At 56.7% G+C, this 14,594-nt stretch carries 11 protein-coding genes; 9 read left to right on the plus strand and 2 right to left on the minus strand.

Annotated features, from left to right (window positions below; translation table 11 throughout):
• Positions 1–1,407, minus strand: a complete 1,407-nt coding sequence (gene fliD / locus MXF20_RS14900) for a flagellar filament capping protein FliD (protein WP_325970046.1) — start codon at positions 1,405–1,407, stop codon at positions 1–3.
• Positions 1,408–1,661: 254 nt separating this feature from the next.
• Here fliD and MXF20_RS14905 point away from each other — a divergent pair, with 254 nt between their 5' ends.
• The 9 genes from MXF20_RS14905 (at position 1,662) to MXF20_RS14945 (ending at position 10,176) form a co-directional block, all read left to right on the plus strand.
• Positions 1,662–2,636, plus strand: a complete 975-nt coding sequence (locus tag MXF20_RS14905; protein ID WP_325970047.1) for a flagellin — start codon at positions 1,662–1,664, stop codon at positions 2,634–2,636.
• A 170-nt stretch (positions 2,637–2,806) separates the two neighbouring features.
• A complete protein-coding gene (locus tag MXF20_RS14910; RefSeq protein WP_325970048.1) occupies positions 2,807–3,775 on the plus strand; it encodes an HNH endonuclease signature motif containing protein in 969 nt (322 codons plus the stop codon).
• A gap of 143 nt (positions 3,776–3,918) precedes the next feature.
• The gene (locus MXF20_RS14915; protein ID WP_021509900.1) at positions 3,919–4,641 is read left to right on the plus strand and encodes an RNA polymerase sigma factor FliA; all 723 of its coding nucleotides are present in this window, start codon (positions 3,919–3,921) and stop codon (positions 4,639–4,641) included.
• Positions 4,642–4,690: 49 nt separating this feature from the next.
• Positions 4,691–5,194 (plus strand): flagella biosynthesis regulatory protein FliZ, encoded by a 504-nt coding sequence (gene fliZ / locus MXF20_RS14920; protein ID WP_325970049.1) that lies wholly within the window; start codon positions 4,691–4,693, stop codon positions 5,192–5,194.
• A gap of 131 nt (positions 5,195–5,325) precedes the next feature.
• On the plus strand, positions 5,326–6,312 hold the full coding sequence (locus tag MXF20_RS14925) for a D-cysteine desulfhydrase (protein ID WP_325970050.1): 987 nt from the start codon (positions 5,326–5,328) through the stop codon (positions 6,310–6,312).
• Positions 6,313–6,462: 150 nt separating this feature from the next.
• The gene (gene tcyJ / locus MXF20_RS14930) at positions 6,463–7,263 is read left to right on the plus strand and encodes a cystine ABC transporter substrate-binding protein (protein WP_325970051.1); all 801 of its coding nucleotides are present in this window, start codon (positions 6,463–6,465) and stop codon (positions 7,261–7,263) included.
• Entirely contained in the window at positions 7,263–7,931 is a 669-nt protein-coding gene (tcyL, locus tag MXF20_RS14935; protein WP_325970052.1) for a cystine ABC transporter permease, read from the plus strand. Before tcyJ ends, tcyL begins: the two co-directional genes overlap by 1 nt.
• Positions 7,928–8,680 carry an L-cystine ABC transporter ATP-binding protein TcyN gene (tcyN, locus tag MXF20_RS14940; RefSeq protein ID WP_325970053.1) on the plus strand — a complete coding sequence of 251 codons (753 nt, stop codon included), beginning with the start codon at positions 7,928–7,930 and terminating at the stop codon, positions 8,678–8,680. The genes tcyL and tcyN overlap by 4 nt, the downstream gene beginning before the upstream one ends.
• Before the next feature lie 413 nt (positions 8,681–9,093).
• Positions 9,094–10,176, plus strand: coding sequence for an acyltransferase family protein (locus tag MXF20_RS14945; RefSeq protein WP_325970054.1), 1,083 nt, complete (start codon positions 9,094–9,096; stop codon positions 10,174–10,176).
• A 155-nt stretch (positions 10,177–10,331) separates the two neighbouring features.
• On the opposite strand, the gene putA is transcribed toward MXF20_RS14945, so the two are convergent.
• A complete protein-coding gene (gene putA, locus MXF20_RS14950; RefSeq protein ID WP_325970055.1) occupies positions 10,332–14,276 on the minus strand; it encodes a trifunctional transcriptional regulator/proline dehydrogenase/L-glutamate gamma-semialdehyde dehydrogenase in 3,945 nt (1,314 codons plus the stop codon).
• Positions 14,277–14,594 lie beyond the last annotated feature (318 nt).

The following is a 14,594-nucleotide window of genomic DNA, read 5'->3' on the forward strand; positions in this document are numbered from 1 at the left end:
TTAACTGCTCATGTTCGCGAACTGCTGCGTCAGATAATTCTGCGTCTGGGTCATGGATGAGACCAGTGTGTTCAGATTGGTAAACTGGGTCTTATAGCGCGCCATAGTAGTCGTGATTTGCGCGTTTACCCGATCGTAATCGTCAGACAGTTTTTTCAGCGTCTTGTTAATACCATCGGTAGCGTTCTGTACGGAACCGTTAGTGCCCAGAATCTGATCGAGGTAATTGCTGGTCTGGGTTGCAAAGCCGGTGGTTTTGCCGTCACCTGACAGGAACGTCACCACATCAGCAGACTTTTCATCCAGCGCTTTGTTCAGTTTGGTGCTGTCGACGGTCAGCTTGCCGTTAATATCCTGGGTCACACCAATCTGGGAAAGTAAGGAAATGCTGCCACCGCTCTGTGCACTGCTAGATAGCTTGGAGCGCAGGCTGGTCTGGATATTGCGCAGCGTGCCATCGCCTATCAGATCGCCATTGCTGGAGTCCTGCGAGGTACTGCCCTGATCCACAGCGGTGTACTTGGTCTGATTACTGATTGTGGTTTGCAGCGAGTTATACGCGTCAACGTAAGCCTGCACTGCGGCGATCATCGGTGCGTTATCCTTGGTAACAGATAAGGTCTCCGGGCTGCCGGTATTGGTTTTGGTCAGGCTCAGCGTGACGCCTTCCGGCGCGTCAGTAATGGTGTTGCTGCTGCGGGTAATGGCGACACCATTGATGCTCAGTTTGGCATCGGCGGCTTCCACCTGCTCCGTCATACCATTACTACCGCCACCTTTGGTAAAACCAATGTACTGCGCCAGGGCGCTGTCATCGGTAGACACCGTCATTTCGTTGGTGGTGCCGGTATCACGCGAGGTCAGCGCCAGATAATAGGTATTGTCATCGGATTTGATGATACTGGCGGTAACGCTGCCCTGCTGTTTGTTAATGGCATCTTTAATGTCCGTCAGGCTGGTTTGATCTTTGCTCAGCGTGATGGTCATTGGGGTTTTCTGGCCCGGCTGCGTAATGGTGATAGTCCGTGAAGCCTGGCTGCTATCGCCTAAGTCGGCATCTTTGCTCGTGGCACTTTTGGACAGCAACGACTGCGCTTTAGCCAGTTGGGTAACTTCAATTGAATAAGTACCAGATGTTGCATCGTTAGCCAGTGTTGCCGTGAAAGCACTATTAGTGCTGCTAACTTTGGTCGAGGCGATAGCGGAAGTGTCTTTTAATGCCGCCGCCGCAGTCTGCACTTTTTGCAGTGCAGTCTGCACGATGCCCCATGCTGAAAGCTTGGCTTTATAAGAAGTCTGTTGTGTTGTAATCGGCGTCAGGTTAGCCTGCTCTGCCGTTTGCAGCTGGTCATATAAATCGCTTAAGCCGAGGTTCGTTCCTGCGTTCAGGTTACTTACACTTGCCATGGTTCAATCCTTAGTTGATGGACAATCACTGGAAGCAGTATCGGCAGCGATGTAAAAATCTTAATCCCTCAGCAAAAAAACAATAGCCAGATAAAAACCCCTTCTTTATTGCACTTCGGCCTTTTGCGCTTTTTTAAATTTTCGCTGAATTTTTTCTAAAGGTTGGTTAGGGGCTGACGATAATCAGGTTGACGGTGATGAAGCCGCAGGCCAAATGCCGAAACCTAACCCATTTAATTTGAAGGATAAATATCATGGCTGTTATCAACACTAACACCCTGTCCCTGGTGACGCAGAACAACCTGACTAAATCTCAGTCTTCGCTGGGTTCTGCGATCGAGCGTCTGTCATCTGGTCTGCGTATCAACAGCGCGAAAGATGATGCTGCCGGTCAGGCGATTGCCAACCGCTTCACCTCTAACATCAACGGCCTGACCGTTGCTGCCCGTAACGCCAACGACGGCATCTCTCTGGCGCAGACTGCGGAAGGCGCGCTTTCAGAGATCAACAACAACCTGCAGCGTGTGCGTGACTTGACCGTACAGGCACAAAATAGCTCTAACTCAGCTTCTGACCTTGATTCGATCCAGTCTGAAGTTAACCAGCGTATGGAAGAAATCAGCCGTGTAACCAAGGAAACTGACTTTAACGGTATTAAAGTACTTAGCAACGCAACTGCAAAAGATTTTAATTTCCAGGTCGGTTCTAAAGATGGTGAAAAAATTGGCATTACTATGAATGCCAGCAGTGGTTGGGATTTAGCTAGTACTACAACCGCCAGTGGTACTTCTACTCTTAATACTAAATCTACCGATACTGCAAATATCAAAGTCAACGGAGAAAACCGTACTGTCGCTGCTGAAGGCTTTGATGTTCAATTAGGAAAAATCAATGATGATGGCTCGAACGCAGCTGGAGCTACAGTTGACGCTACTACAGGTGTCATTACCGGTACTACAAAACCATTAGCTGATATTGATGCAGCAATTAAAGCTGTTGACAACCAGCGTAGCCTGCTGGGTGCTTCTCAGAACCGTTTTGAATCAACCATCACTAACCTGAACAACACCACCAACAACCTGTCAGCTGCGCGCAGCCGTATCCAGGACTCTGACTACGCGACGGAAGTGTCTAACATGTCTCGTGCACAGATTCTGCAGCAGGCCGGTTCTTCTGTGCTGGCACAGGCTAACCAGGTTCCACAGACCATGCTGTCTCTGCTGCGTTAATCACCCGGCAAAGAATAAAGTGCTTAAAGCGCCTTCGGGCGCTTTTTTTATTTGGCGTCAAAAATTATAAATAATCACCAACTCGTTACAGCCTTCCGCACATTTGCCGATAACTATTCACAGAATCATTCCAATTTTTAAGCTCTATTTTTCCTGTTTCTGGGGTGTCTATGCGCTTCAATTATGACTTGTTACCGGGTGAGCAACTGACCTTCGATGAGATCGCGCTGCGCTATGCGCAGCAGCATCCGGAGGAGAAGGAGCTCACCGCCCGCGGGTTGCTCAGCCCGTCGACCAGCTACCGCAACCTGGTGATCCGCGCGCTGTTTGCGCAGGAGGAGCTGAACAGTCCGCTGGAGGATCTGCTGTTCGTCTCCGACGATAACGAGCGCAAAAACTACCTGCGCCGCTTCGAGCATTACCTTAAGAACCAGCAGGCGTTTCTCTATTTTCGTCGTAACGATGAAGCGCGTAAAAGCGGACGCTGGAAAGTGATCGGCGAAACCCGGGTGTACGCGATGCTCGATCCGCGCTCGGCGGAGGCGCAAAACCTGCTCAACAGCCGCGGCTTTAAGCTGGTGCTGATGCGCCAGACCGAAGAGGAAGAGTACTGGCAGCTGTTTGATCCGCAGGCGCACCCGTGTTTCCCGCTGTCGCGCAAGATCCAGTTTTTAGTGGTGCTCAGCACGCCGCAGCAGAAAATGCCCAGCGCGGTGATGCCGGGCACGGAAGTGGGGCGGCGCGTCAAGGCGAAGGTATTCCAGCGCGCCAGCCAGGCGGAGTTCAGCTCGGCGGTGAAAGCGCGCTATGGCGCCTGCATTATTACCGGCACGCGCCTGACCGAGCGCCACAGCTGGCCGTGGGTGGAAGCCTGTCATATCGACACTCAGGAGAATGAAGAGGGCTTTCTGGCGGACAACAGCGTCGACAATGGCCTGTTCCTGCGCAGCGACCTGCAGCGGCTGTTCATCAACAAAATGATTAGCATCGACGCTGAAACCGGTCAGGTGCTGTTTAATTCTGCGCTGGAAAGCGACGAGTCCATTAGCCCTTTTTATCAGGCGCTTGAGGGCAAAACCTGTGCGCTGTGGGATGCCGTTCCGCCTGGCACAAGGCAGCGGCTGCGCAACCTGCGCTGATTCTGCCGGTTATGGCGGTGCGATCCACCGCCATCCATAACAAATTTGAAATAACCTCGCTTTTGCCTGCCTATTCTGCCAATCGAAACCGCTACAGAATTGGATAATCATGCCGATAACTTTATTAACGCAGGGTAGTCAACGTGAACGATCTCTATACCGCCGATGGCGTGATGGATAAACATTCGCTCTGGCAGCGCTACGTTCCTCTGGTGCGGCATGAAGCGCTGCGCCTGCAGGTGCGTTTGCCAGCCAGCGTTGAGCTTGACGATCTGCTGCAGGCCGGGGGGATTGGCTTACTGAATGCCGTGGAGCGCTATGACGCGCTGCAGGGCACGGCCTTTACCACCTACGCCGTGCAGCGTATCCGGGGCGCAATGCTGGATGAACTGCGCAGCCGCGACTGGGCACCACGCAGCGTACGTCGTAATGCGCGCGAGGTGGCCGGCGCTATGCATCAGGTAGAGCAAGCGTTGGGGCGCGCGGCTACCGAGCAGGAAGTGGCTGAGCGGTTGAATGTTTCGCTGGAAGAGTACCGGCAGATTTTGCTGGATACCAATAACAGCCAGCTTTTCTCGTACGACGAGTATCGGGAAGAACACGGCGACAGTGCGGAACTGGTCACGGAGGGGCATGAGGAAGCCAACCCGTTGCATCAGTTAATGGAAGGAAACCTGCGTGAACGCGTGATTGAAGCGATTGAGGCGTTGCCTGAACGCGAAAAATTGGTGCTCACACTGTACTACCAGGAAGAACTGAACCTGAAAGAGATTGGCGCGGTGCTGGAAGTGGGGGAATCCCGCGTCAGCCAGTTGCACAGTCAGGCGATTAAACGCCTGCGGGCCCGTTTGACGGGAGCGCGCTGACAGACTCAGTTCCTGGGGAACCAAAAATAAAAAAACCGGGGACTCAGCAATGGGAGCCAAAGTCAAAGCCAGACCGTTAAGTCGCTACCTTAAAGACTATAAACACAGCCAAAGCAACTGTTCACACTGTGGTAAAGTTTTAGACCGTATGGCGTTAGTGTTCCGCGGCCAGATCATCAATAAAGAGGCCATCGCACGTATGGACCAGATGATTGACGATCAGGTATGGATGAAACTCCAGCCGGAACTGACGGCGCTGTGCCGTTTCTGCAGCGATATTTTTTGTAATACCCATCCGAATTACTTCGACATCATGGCGTTCAAACAATATCTGTTTGAGCAGACCGAGATGAGTCACAGTACCATTCGCGAATATGTGGTGCGTCTGCGTCGTCTCGATGACATGCTGAAAGCGAAAAATTTCCCGGCAGAAAGATTACGGGGCAACAGCTGGCATGAGTGTCTGCAAAACGATCTGCCCGATGCGGGCAACAACAACTACCGTATTGCCCTGCGCAAATATGACCAGTTCTTAGGCTGGCAGCGCAGCTGAAGGGGTTTCTGCCCCGGTGACTGGTGAGCATGCCAGCAACCGGGGCGCACCGCGATCAATTCCGGATGCGACTTTTCTCATCTTCTGCAACACTGTAGGGATAACTGCACATTGCCCGAATGGAGGCTGCATTGTCCTTACAACTTCTGCACCAGTTTCCCCGTCTTGAATTACTCGGTGCACCAACGCCGCTAGAGCATCTGCCCCGGCTGTCCGATTACCTTGGGCGCGATATCTTTATCAAACGTGATGACGTTACGCCGGTGGCGCTGGGCGGCAACAAGCTGCGTAAGCTGGAGTTTCTCGCCGCCGATGCGTTGCGTGAAGGCGCCGATGTGCTGCTGACTGCCGGCGCGATCCAGTCCAACCACGTGCGCCAGACGGCAGCCGTGGCGGCGCGTCTCGGCCTGAAGTGCGTGGCGCTGCTGGAGAACCCGATTGGCACCGACGCCGCCAACTACCTGAGCAACGGCAACCGCCTGCTGCTGGATCTGATGGATGTCGAGGTCGTGATGGTTGATGCGCTGCACAATCCGCCGCAGCAGCTGGCAGAGCAGGCCGAACGGCTGGAAGCGCAGGGCTTCCGGCCTTACGTTGTGCCGGTGGGCGGCTCAAATGCGCTTGGCGCGCTGGGCTACGTCGAATGCGCGCAGGAGATCGCCCATCAAAGTGAAGGCGTGGTGGATTTCGCCGCGGTAGTGGTGGCGTCGGGCAGTGCCGGCACGCATGCCGGGCTGGCGGTCGGACTGGAACAGCTGCTGCCGAATAGCGAGCTGGTCGGCGTGACGGTATCGCGCAAGGTCGAGGCGCAGCTGCCGGTGGTGGAACGCATCCGCAGCGCGCTGGCGCAGCAGCTAGAGCTGGAAACGCGTGCGCCGCTAACCCTGTGGGATGACTATTTTGCCCCGCGCTACGGCGAACCCAATGACGAAGGCATGGACGCGGTGCGCCTGCTGGCGCGGCTGGAGGGCATCATGCTTGACCCGGTTTATACCGGCAAAGCGATGGCCGGTCTGATCGATGGCATCAGCCAGAACCGTTTCCGCCGGGAAGGGCCGCTGCTGTTTGTGCATACCGGCGGCGCACCGGCGTTATTTGCTTATCATCCTTCGGTATGAGACAGCAGCAAAAAAAGGTTTATAATCCAGCGGTTATTACAAAGAGCACATGCCGGAGCGGCACCCTTTATTGCGAGATAAAGCGCGCCGCGCCCAAAATGAGCGTTAATTAACCATAAGCACACAACACATCACAATAATGGGGTAAACATGGCTTTCTCTCCGATTCGTCGCCAGCTGGTGATGGGAATGATGGCGGTCGCACTGGTGGCGGGCGTGAACGTAAAAAGCGTTGCGGCAGAAGATTTGCTGGCGCAGGTTAAGAGCAAAGGTGAGCTGCGCGTCGGGCTGGAAGGCACCTATCCGCCGTTCAGCTTTCAGGATGAAAACGGCAAGCTGACCGGTTTTGAAGTCGAGTTTGCTCAGGAGCTGGCCAAACACCTCGGCGTGAAAGCGGAACTCAAACCGACCAAATGGGACGGTATGCTGGCCTCACTGGATTCCAAACGTATCGACGTGGTGATCAACCAGGTGACCATCTCCGACGAGCGCAAGAAGAAGTATGACTTCTCCACGCCGTACACCATCTCTGGCGTGCAGGCGCTGACGCTGAAGAAGAACGCGGGCTCCATCACCAAACCGGACGATCTGTCCGGCAAGAAAGTCGGCGTGGGTCTCGGCTCTAACTATGAGCAGTGGCTGCGTGACAACGTTAAAGGCGTGGATGTCCGCACCTATGATGATGACCCAACCAAATATCAGGATCTGCGTTCCGGCCGCCTCGATGCCATTCTGGTGGACCGCTTAGCGGCGCTGGATCTGGTGAAGAAAACCGGCAATACCATGGCGGTTGCTGGCCCGGCATTCTCCCGTCTGGAAGCGGGCGTGGCGCTGCGTAAAGGCAACGAATCGCTGCTGAAAGCGATTGATGGTGCCATCGCCGACATGCAAAAAGATGGCTCGCTGAGCAAGCTGTCTGAGAAGTGGTTCGGCGCGGACGTGACGAAATAATGCAGGAAAGTTTACAGCTGGTGCTGGATTCAGCACCTTTTCTGCTGAAGGGCGCGCTGTTTACGCTGCAGCTGAGTATCGGCGGGATGTTCTTCGGCCTGATACTCGGCTTCGTGCTGGCGCTGATGCGCCTGTCACGTTTCTGGCCGGTTAACTGGCTGGCGCGTTTTTATGTGTCGATCTTTCGCGGTACGCCGTTGATTGCCCAGCTGTTTATGATCTACTACGGTCTGCCGCAGTTTGGCATCGAGCTTGACCCGATTCCGTCGGCGATGATTGGTCTGTCACTCAACACCGCCGCGTATGCGTCAGAATCGCTGCGCGGCGCGATCGCGGCGATTGAGCGCGGTCAGTGGGAAGCGGCAGCCAGCATTGGGATGACGCCGTGGCAGACGCTGCGTCGCGTCATTCTGCCACAGGCCGCGCGCACCGCGCTGCCGCCGCTCGGTAACAGCTTTATCAGCCTGGTGAAAGATACCTCGCTGGCGGCCACCATCCAGGTGCCGGAGCTGTTCCGTCAGGCGCAGCTGATCACCTCGCGCACGCTGGAAGTGTTCACCATGTATCTGGCGGCCTCGCTGATTTACTGGGTGATGGCGACGCTGTTGTCGGCGCTGCAAAACCGGCTGGAAGCGCACGTCAATCGTCAGGATCGGGAGGCAAGATGAGTGCAATTGAAGTGCGTCAGCTGGTGAAGCAGTTTCACGGCCAGACGGTGCTGCACGGTATCGACCTCGATGTCGCACCTGGTGAAGTGGTGGCGATCATCGGGCCAAGCGGCTCGGGCAAAACTACGCTGCTGCGCAGTATCAATCTGCTGGAAGTGCCGGAAAGCGGCCGGGTCAAAGTGGGTGATATCAGCATCGATGCCAGCCTCGGGCTGAACAAGCAGAAGGATAAAGTGCGCCAGCTGCGTCAGCAGGTCGGCTTTGTGTTCCAGAACTTCAACCTGTTCCCGCATCGTTCGGTGCTGGAGAACATCATTGAAGGGCCGGTCATCGTCAAAGGCGAAGCGAAGGCGGAAGCCATTGCGCGCGCACGCACGCTGCTGGAGAAGGTCGGTCTGCACGGCAAAGAAGAGAGTTTTCCGCGCCGGCTTTCCGGCGGTCAGCAGCAGCGCGTCGCCATTGCCCGCGCGCTGGCGATGCGTCCGCAGGTGATTCTGTTCGATGAGCCGACCTCGGCGCTGGATCCTGAACTGGTGGGCGAGGTGCTCAACACCATCCGCGCGCTGGCGCAGGAGAAACGCACCATGGTGATCGTTACGCATGAAATGAGCTTCGCGCGTGACGTGGCCGATCGCGCCATTTTTATGGATCAGGGGCGCATTGTGGAACAGGGCCCGGCCAAAGCGCTGTTCAGCAATCCGCAGCAGGCGCGCACCCGGCAATTTCTCGACAAGTTTCTTAATCAATAATCTCTCCGGGCCGGTTCGCTGGCCCGATTTATTTCTCCCCCTTAGCAAAATGATTTATTCAGCGCTTATCTTTTTGACGCATTATTAAATTTATTTTCCGGCGATAAAATTAATGCTGGTTTACTCCGCTGCGGAATGTTCTTAATTTCGGCGTGACAATCCGCGCGCATCACACCGGAAAATTATGCCATGAATGCTTAAATAACAGTCATTCACGGGGGAATACCCGAGCGGTCAATTTATCTCTGGTACTGTAAAGTATTGTTATATCAGGACCAGCGGAAAAGTTTTAGGAGTTTCGCTAGAGTCAGCCCCTGCTGCTTGTTGAATAATCGTTGAATAACCATAAAGGCTTCACCGCTTATTTCCTCATTCTTCTCCTTTAAGACCTACACCGCAGCAGGAGTCACAATATGAATAGCGCCAGCAAAGAAGATATTGCATGGGTCAATACTCTGAAAGGAGTGTGCATATTACTGGTGGTACTGTATCACACCGTATTGCCGGGCTTTGAAGGTACGGTAAAATATCTCAGCGCCGGCTGGATCCCGGCGGAAATATGGGTGCAGTTCAACACGGTGCTGTCACCGTTGCGCATGCCCGCGTTTTTCTTCGTCTCCGGCCTGCTGGCCACCAACGGTATTCTTAACCGACCGTGGAAGCAGGTATTTACCAGCCGCATCACGAACCTGTTTTATCTCTATATTCTGTGGGGCTTTATTCAGTGGTGGTCGATTGTCGGCATCTCGACCGAGATCACCGGTCAGCGCATTTCGCAGAACCTTAATGCAGCCTACGCCGGTTCGCTGCTGGAGTTCCTCAAGCTGACCTTCCTGGCAATGAGCACCTCATGGTACCTGTACGGTCTGGCGATCTATTTCCTGTGCGCCAAAGTTTTCCGTCAGCATCCGGTGGCGCTGCTGGTGGCGGCGGTGGTGCTGAATTACCTGGCGGTAGAGAAAATCATTCCGTACTGGGGACCGCAGAGTGTGGCGCAGTATTTCCTGTTCTTCCTGCTGGGCGCGTTCTGGAGCCCGCTGATGCTGCGCCTCAGTCAGCTGCGCCCCGAGAATATCCTGCCGTGGGCCGCACTGGCGGCGCTGTCAGGGATTCACGTGATTTTTGGCCTCGATAAGAGCCTGTTCCTGTGCATCATCGCGGTGCTGGTAAGCGTGGCGGCGTGCCGCTGGCTCAATGCGCACTTTAGCATGCGTTATTTCAACTGGATTGGCCGCAACACGCTGCAGATCTACGTTATTCACCGCATCTTCATTGAGTTCTTCGGCATGTCGGCGATTCTGTTTGCGCAGCGCCATCATCTGTTTGAGCAGGCGTGGTTTTCGCTGCTGTGGGCGTGCTTCTACCCGCTGGCGATTGTCGGTATCTGTTCGCTGTGTTCGGTGGCGGTTTGGTCGCTGACCAATCGTGGTCTGGGGCAGTCGCTGTTTGTGTTCCCGACGCTGATTGGCCTGAAACGCAGTAAGTCGGTGGCGTGATGTTCGCTGGTAAGCGTTAAATAGGTACAAAAACGAGGGCACGTTTCGTAGCGGCGCGATTCATCGCGCAATAAATTGCGCCGCTACGGCCTTGTTGCAATTTGCGGTGTCCTGCACCGATCCCCATTACGCCATCCATGGCGCCCGGGCTTTACTTAACCAATGGTCATCAGGCTGGCGTTACCGCCGGCGGCGGCGGTATTCACGCTCAGCGAGCGCTCAATCAGCAAACGCTCCAGCAGCAGATTGGTCTCGCCGCGGGCAAAGCCCTGCACTGACACAATCGCGCCTTCGCGGGCAGCAATCTGTTCGCACAGGCTGCGCAGCTGATCGGCATCGCCGTGGTAAATCACCGCATCAAACTCCGCCGCCAGCACATCTTTCGCCAGCGTGATGCGCGCCTGCACGGCCGCCGGCAGCGACTGGCGCAGCGTGCGGTGCAGCTCGTCATCCTGCCACAGCGCCTGGCTACCAACGCTGGTTACCGCCGCCAGCTGAACCAGCGCATCCTGCTGATTATCGGCGATACACAGGACGCGATCGCGCGGCAGCAATGAGAAGGTGTTGCGCTCACCGGTCGGGCCCGGCAGCAGACGCACGGTTCCGGCCTGCGCCAGTGCGTCGTAGCGCTGACACAGCGCCAGCAGCGCCGGCTTATCCTGTGCCCAGCTCTGCAATGCCTGGTGCGCGCTCATCAGCGTGGCGCGCACGCTGCTGTCCACCGGACGCTCCGCATCCTGACGATCAAAGGTGATGCGCAGCGCACCGTCCGGACGATTGGCCAGCAGGCGGTAAAGATAGAGCGGACCGCCGGCTTTCGGACCGGTGCCGGACAGACCTTCACCGCCGAACGGCTGCACGCCGACCACCGCGCCCACCATGTTGCGGTTCACGTACAGGTTGCCGACTTTGGCTCCGGCCGTCACCTGCGCAATGGTTTCGTCGATACGGGTATGCACGCCAAGCGTCAGGCCATAGCCCGAAGCGTTAATCTGCTCAATCAGCTGCGGCAGGTTGTTGCGTGCAAAGCGCACCACGTGCAGCACCGGACCGAACACCTCTTTATCCAGATCGCTCACCTGATCGAGCTCAATCAGCGTCGGTTTGATAAAGGTGCCGCTGTGCCACTCTTTGCTGTCCTGCGCATGCTCCTGCACCGCCTGATACACTTTGAAGCCTTTATTACGCATCGCCTGGATATGGCGCTCGATATTGGCTTTGGCTTCAGCGTCGATCACCGGACCGACGTCGGTTGACAGGCGCTCCGGATTGCCCATGCGGCATTCGGCCATGGCACCACGCAGCATCTTCAGCGTGTGGTCGGCCACATCTTCCTGCACGCACAGCAGACGCAGCGCCGAGCAGCGCTGACCGGCGCTGTCAAACGCCGAGGCGACGATATCCACCACCACCTGTTCGGTCAGCGCCGAAGAGTCGACGATCATGGCGTTCATGCCGCCGGTTTCGGCGATCAGCGGCGTCGGACGACCCTGCGGATCGAGGCGGCCGGCGAGGTTGCGCTGCAGCAGGGTCGCGACCGCCGTTGAGCCGGTGAACATCACGCCGCGCACGCGCTCGTCGCCGGTCAGCTGGGCACCGACCGTTTCGCCCTGGCCTGGCAGCAGCTGCAGCACGCCAGCCGGTACGCCGGCATCCAGCATGATCTGCACCGCCTGCGCGGCAATCAGCGGCGTCTGCTCGGCCGGTTTCGCCAGCACGCTGTTGCCGGCGGCCAGCGCGGCAGCTATCTGGCCGGTGAAGATCGCCAGCGGGAAGTTCCACGGGCTGATGCACACTACCGGACCCAGCGGGCGATGGGTTTCGTTATCGAAATCGTCGCGCACCATGCCGGCGTAGTAGTAGAGGAAGTCGACCGCTTCACGCACTTCGGCGATGGCGTTGTTGTAGGTTTTACCTGCTTCGCGCACCAGCAAACCGATCAGTTGCTGCATCTGGTCTTCCATTGCCTGAGCGGCACGCTCAAGGATCGCGGCACGCTCCTGCGGCGGCGTGGCGAACCAGATTGGCCCGGCATTCACTGCGGCATCCAGCGCACAGGAGACCTCTTCAGCGCTGGCTTCACGCACGCTGCCGACGATATCCGCTGGCGTGGCCGGGTTAATCACCGGACGGCTGCTGCCGGCACTCAGTTCGCCATCGATCATCGGCTGAGCCTGCCACGACTGGCTGGCGCTGGAGAGCAGGGCGCTGGACAGCGACGCCAGGCGGTGTTCGTTGGCCAGATCCAGACCGGCGGAGTTGACACGCTTGTCGCCATACAGATCGCGCGGTAGTGGAATCTTCGGATGCGGCAGGCCAATTGCGCCTTCCACCGCCCCCATTTTCTCCACCGCAGCCACCGGGTCGGCCACCAGTTCGTCAATCGGCAGCGTATTGTCAGCGATGCGGTTAACGAACGAGGTGTTGGCACCGTTTTCCAGCAGGCGACGTACCAGATAAGCCAGCAGGGTTTCGTGGGTACCGACCGGCGCATAAATCCGGCACGGTCGGTTCAGCTTGCCGTCCGCCACTTTTCCTACCACCTGCTCGTACAGCGGTTCGCCCATGCCGTGCAGGCACTGGAATTCGTACTGGCCAGGATAGTAGTTGTTGCCCGCCAGCTGGTAGATCGCCGCCAGCGTGTGGGCGTTGTGGGTGGCAAACTGCGGATAAATCAGGTTAGGCACCGCCAGCAGCTTGCGCGCGCAGGCGAGGTAGGAGATGTCGGTGTACACCTTGCGCGTATAAACCGGATAGCCTTCGAGGCCTTCCATCTGCGCACGTTTGATTTCGCTATCCCAGTAAGCGCCTTTCACCAGACGGATCATCAAACGACGGCGGCTGCGCTGCGCCAGATCCACCAGCGCATCGATCACAAACGGGCAGCGCTTCTGGTACGCCTGAATCACGAAACCAATGCCGTTCCAGCCTTCCAGCTCCGGCTCAAAGCACAGTTTCTCCAGCAGATCGAGCGACAGCTCCAGGCGATCCGCTTCTTCGGCATCGATGTTGATGCCGATGTCATACGAGCGCGCCAGCAGCGTCAGCGATTTCAGGATTGGGTAGAGCTCTTCCATCACCCGCTCATACTGCGCGCGGCTGTAGCGCGGATGCAGCGCCGACAGCTTGATGGAGATGCCCGGACCTTCATAAATGCCGCGCCCGTTGGAGGCTTTACCAATCGCGTGAATCGCCTGCTGATAGGAGACCAGATAGGCTTTGGCATCGCTGGCGGTGAGTGCCGCTTCACCCAGCATGTCGTAAGAGTAGCGGAAGCCTTTCTCTTCGAGTTTGCGTGCGTTAGCCAGCGCTTCAGCGATGGTTTCGCCGGTGACGAACTGCTCGCCCATCAGGCGCATCGCCATATCAACGCCTTTGCGCACCAGCGGTTCACCGCTCTTGCCGATGATGCGGTTCAGCGACTTCGACAGGTTAGCTTCGTTGTGCGTAGAGACCAGACGACCGGTAAACAGCAGGCCCCAGGTGGCGGCGTTAACGAACATCGACGGGCTGCGGCCGAGGTGCGACTGCCAGTTGCCGTTGCTGATTTTGTCGCGGATCAGCGCATCGCGGGTGGGCTTGTCAGGAATACGCAGCAGCGCTTCCGCCAGACACATCAGCGCTACGCCTTCCTGAGACGAAAGCGAGAACTCCTGCAGCAGGCTTTGCACCATGCCGGCGCGCCCGGTTGCCCCTTTTTGGTGCCTTAGCTTGTCCGCCAGGCTGTATGCCAGCTGGTGGGTTTTCTCCGCCAGCGGGGCAGGGAGACGCGCCTGCTCCAGCAGCATTGGCACCGCATCGGTCTCGGGACGACGCCACGCGGCGGTGATAGCCGAGCGGCTGACCGACTGCGGCAAAATGTGTTCTGCGAAGTCGAGGAAAGGCTGGAAGCTCTCTTCCGGCGCGCGCTCATCGTCCGCGGCATCATTCAGCTGCAGCGGAATCTCCGCCAGCGTTTCTCCCGCTTCCAGCTGACCGAGATAGTTAAAAATTGCCTGTTTAATCAGCCAGTGCGGCGTGCGGTCAATCTTCTGCGCCGCCAGTTTAATGCGATCGCGGGTGGCTTCATCCAGCTTCACCCCCATGGTGGTGGTTCCCATGATGTCCTCGTCCTCAGAATGTGAATCAACTTCAGCGTGGGCTGCACTATCACCCATGTTGCAACTTTGTGCAACCGTGTTAAATGTGACCCGGGTTGCACGTTTTTAACCGGCTTTCATGTTAACGCAGCAAAAGCGGCACAGAACTTGCTGCAAGAAACTCGCCAACGTTGCAACCCACCGCAACAGGACGCGTCCTGGCTTGCATGAGGTGCAACTTAAAGTGTGAACAGGCGCAACCTGTGAGCATGAAAAATGCAAAGTCAGGTGAAACCCAGGTAACAGCTGTGTTAAATGCATTGTGCGCGTCGCACCTTT

It is taken from the genome of Pantoea dispersa, from assembly GCF_035783935.1.
Lineage (GTDB): Bacteria > Pseudomonadota > Gammaproteobacteria > Enterobacterales > Enterobacteriaceae > Pantoea > Pantoea dispersa_C.

What these genes read in the sequence shown, in the direction of transcription:
- MXF20_RS14905 (WP_325970047.1), top strand. Translation starts at nt 1,662, where the DNA reads ATGGCTGTTATCAACACTAACACCCTGTCCCTGGTGACGCAGAACAAC.
- MXF20_RS14945 (WP_325970054.1), top strand. Translation starts at nt 9,094, where the DNA reads ATGAATAGCGCCAGCAAAGAAGATATTGCATGGGTCAATACTCTGAAA.
- fliZ (WP_325970049.1), top strand. Translation starts at nt 4,691, where the DNA reads ATGGGAGCCAAAGTCAAAGCCAGACCGTTAAGTCGCTACCTTAAAGAC.
- putA (WP_325970055.1), bottom strand. Translation starts at nt 14,276, where the DNA reads ATGGGAACCACCACCATGGGGGTGAAGCTGGATGAAGCCACCCGCGAT.
- tcyL (WP_325970052.1), top strand. Translation starts at nt 7,263, where the DNA reads ATGCAGGAAAGTTTACAGCTGGTGCTGGATTCAGCACCTTTTCTGCTG.
- fliD (WP_325970046.1), bottom strand. Translation starts at nt 1,407, where the DNA reads ATGGCAAGTGTAAGTAACCTGAACGCAGGAACGAACCTCGGCTTAAGC.
- tcyN (WP_325970053.1), top strand. Translation starts at nt 7,928, where the DNA reads ATGAGTGCAATTGAAGTGCGTCAGCTGGTGAAGCAGTTTCACGGCCAG.
- tcyJ (WP_325970051.1), top strand. Translation starts at nt 6,463, where the DNA reads ATGGCTTTCTCTCCGATTCGTCGCCAGCTGGTGATGGGAATGATGGCG.
- MXF20_RS14910 (WP_325970048.1), top strand. Translation starts at nt 2,807, where the DNA reads ATGCGCTTCAATTATGACTTGTTACCGGGTGAGCAACTGACCTTCGAT.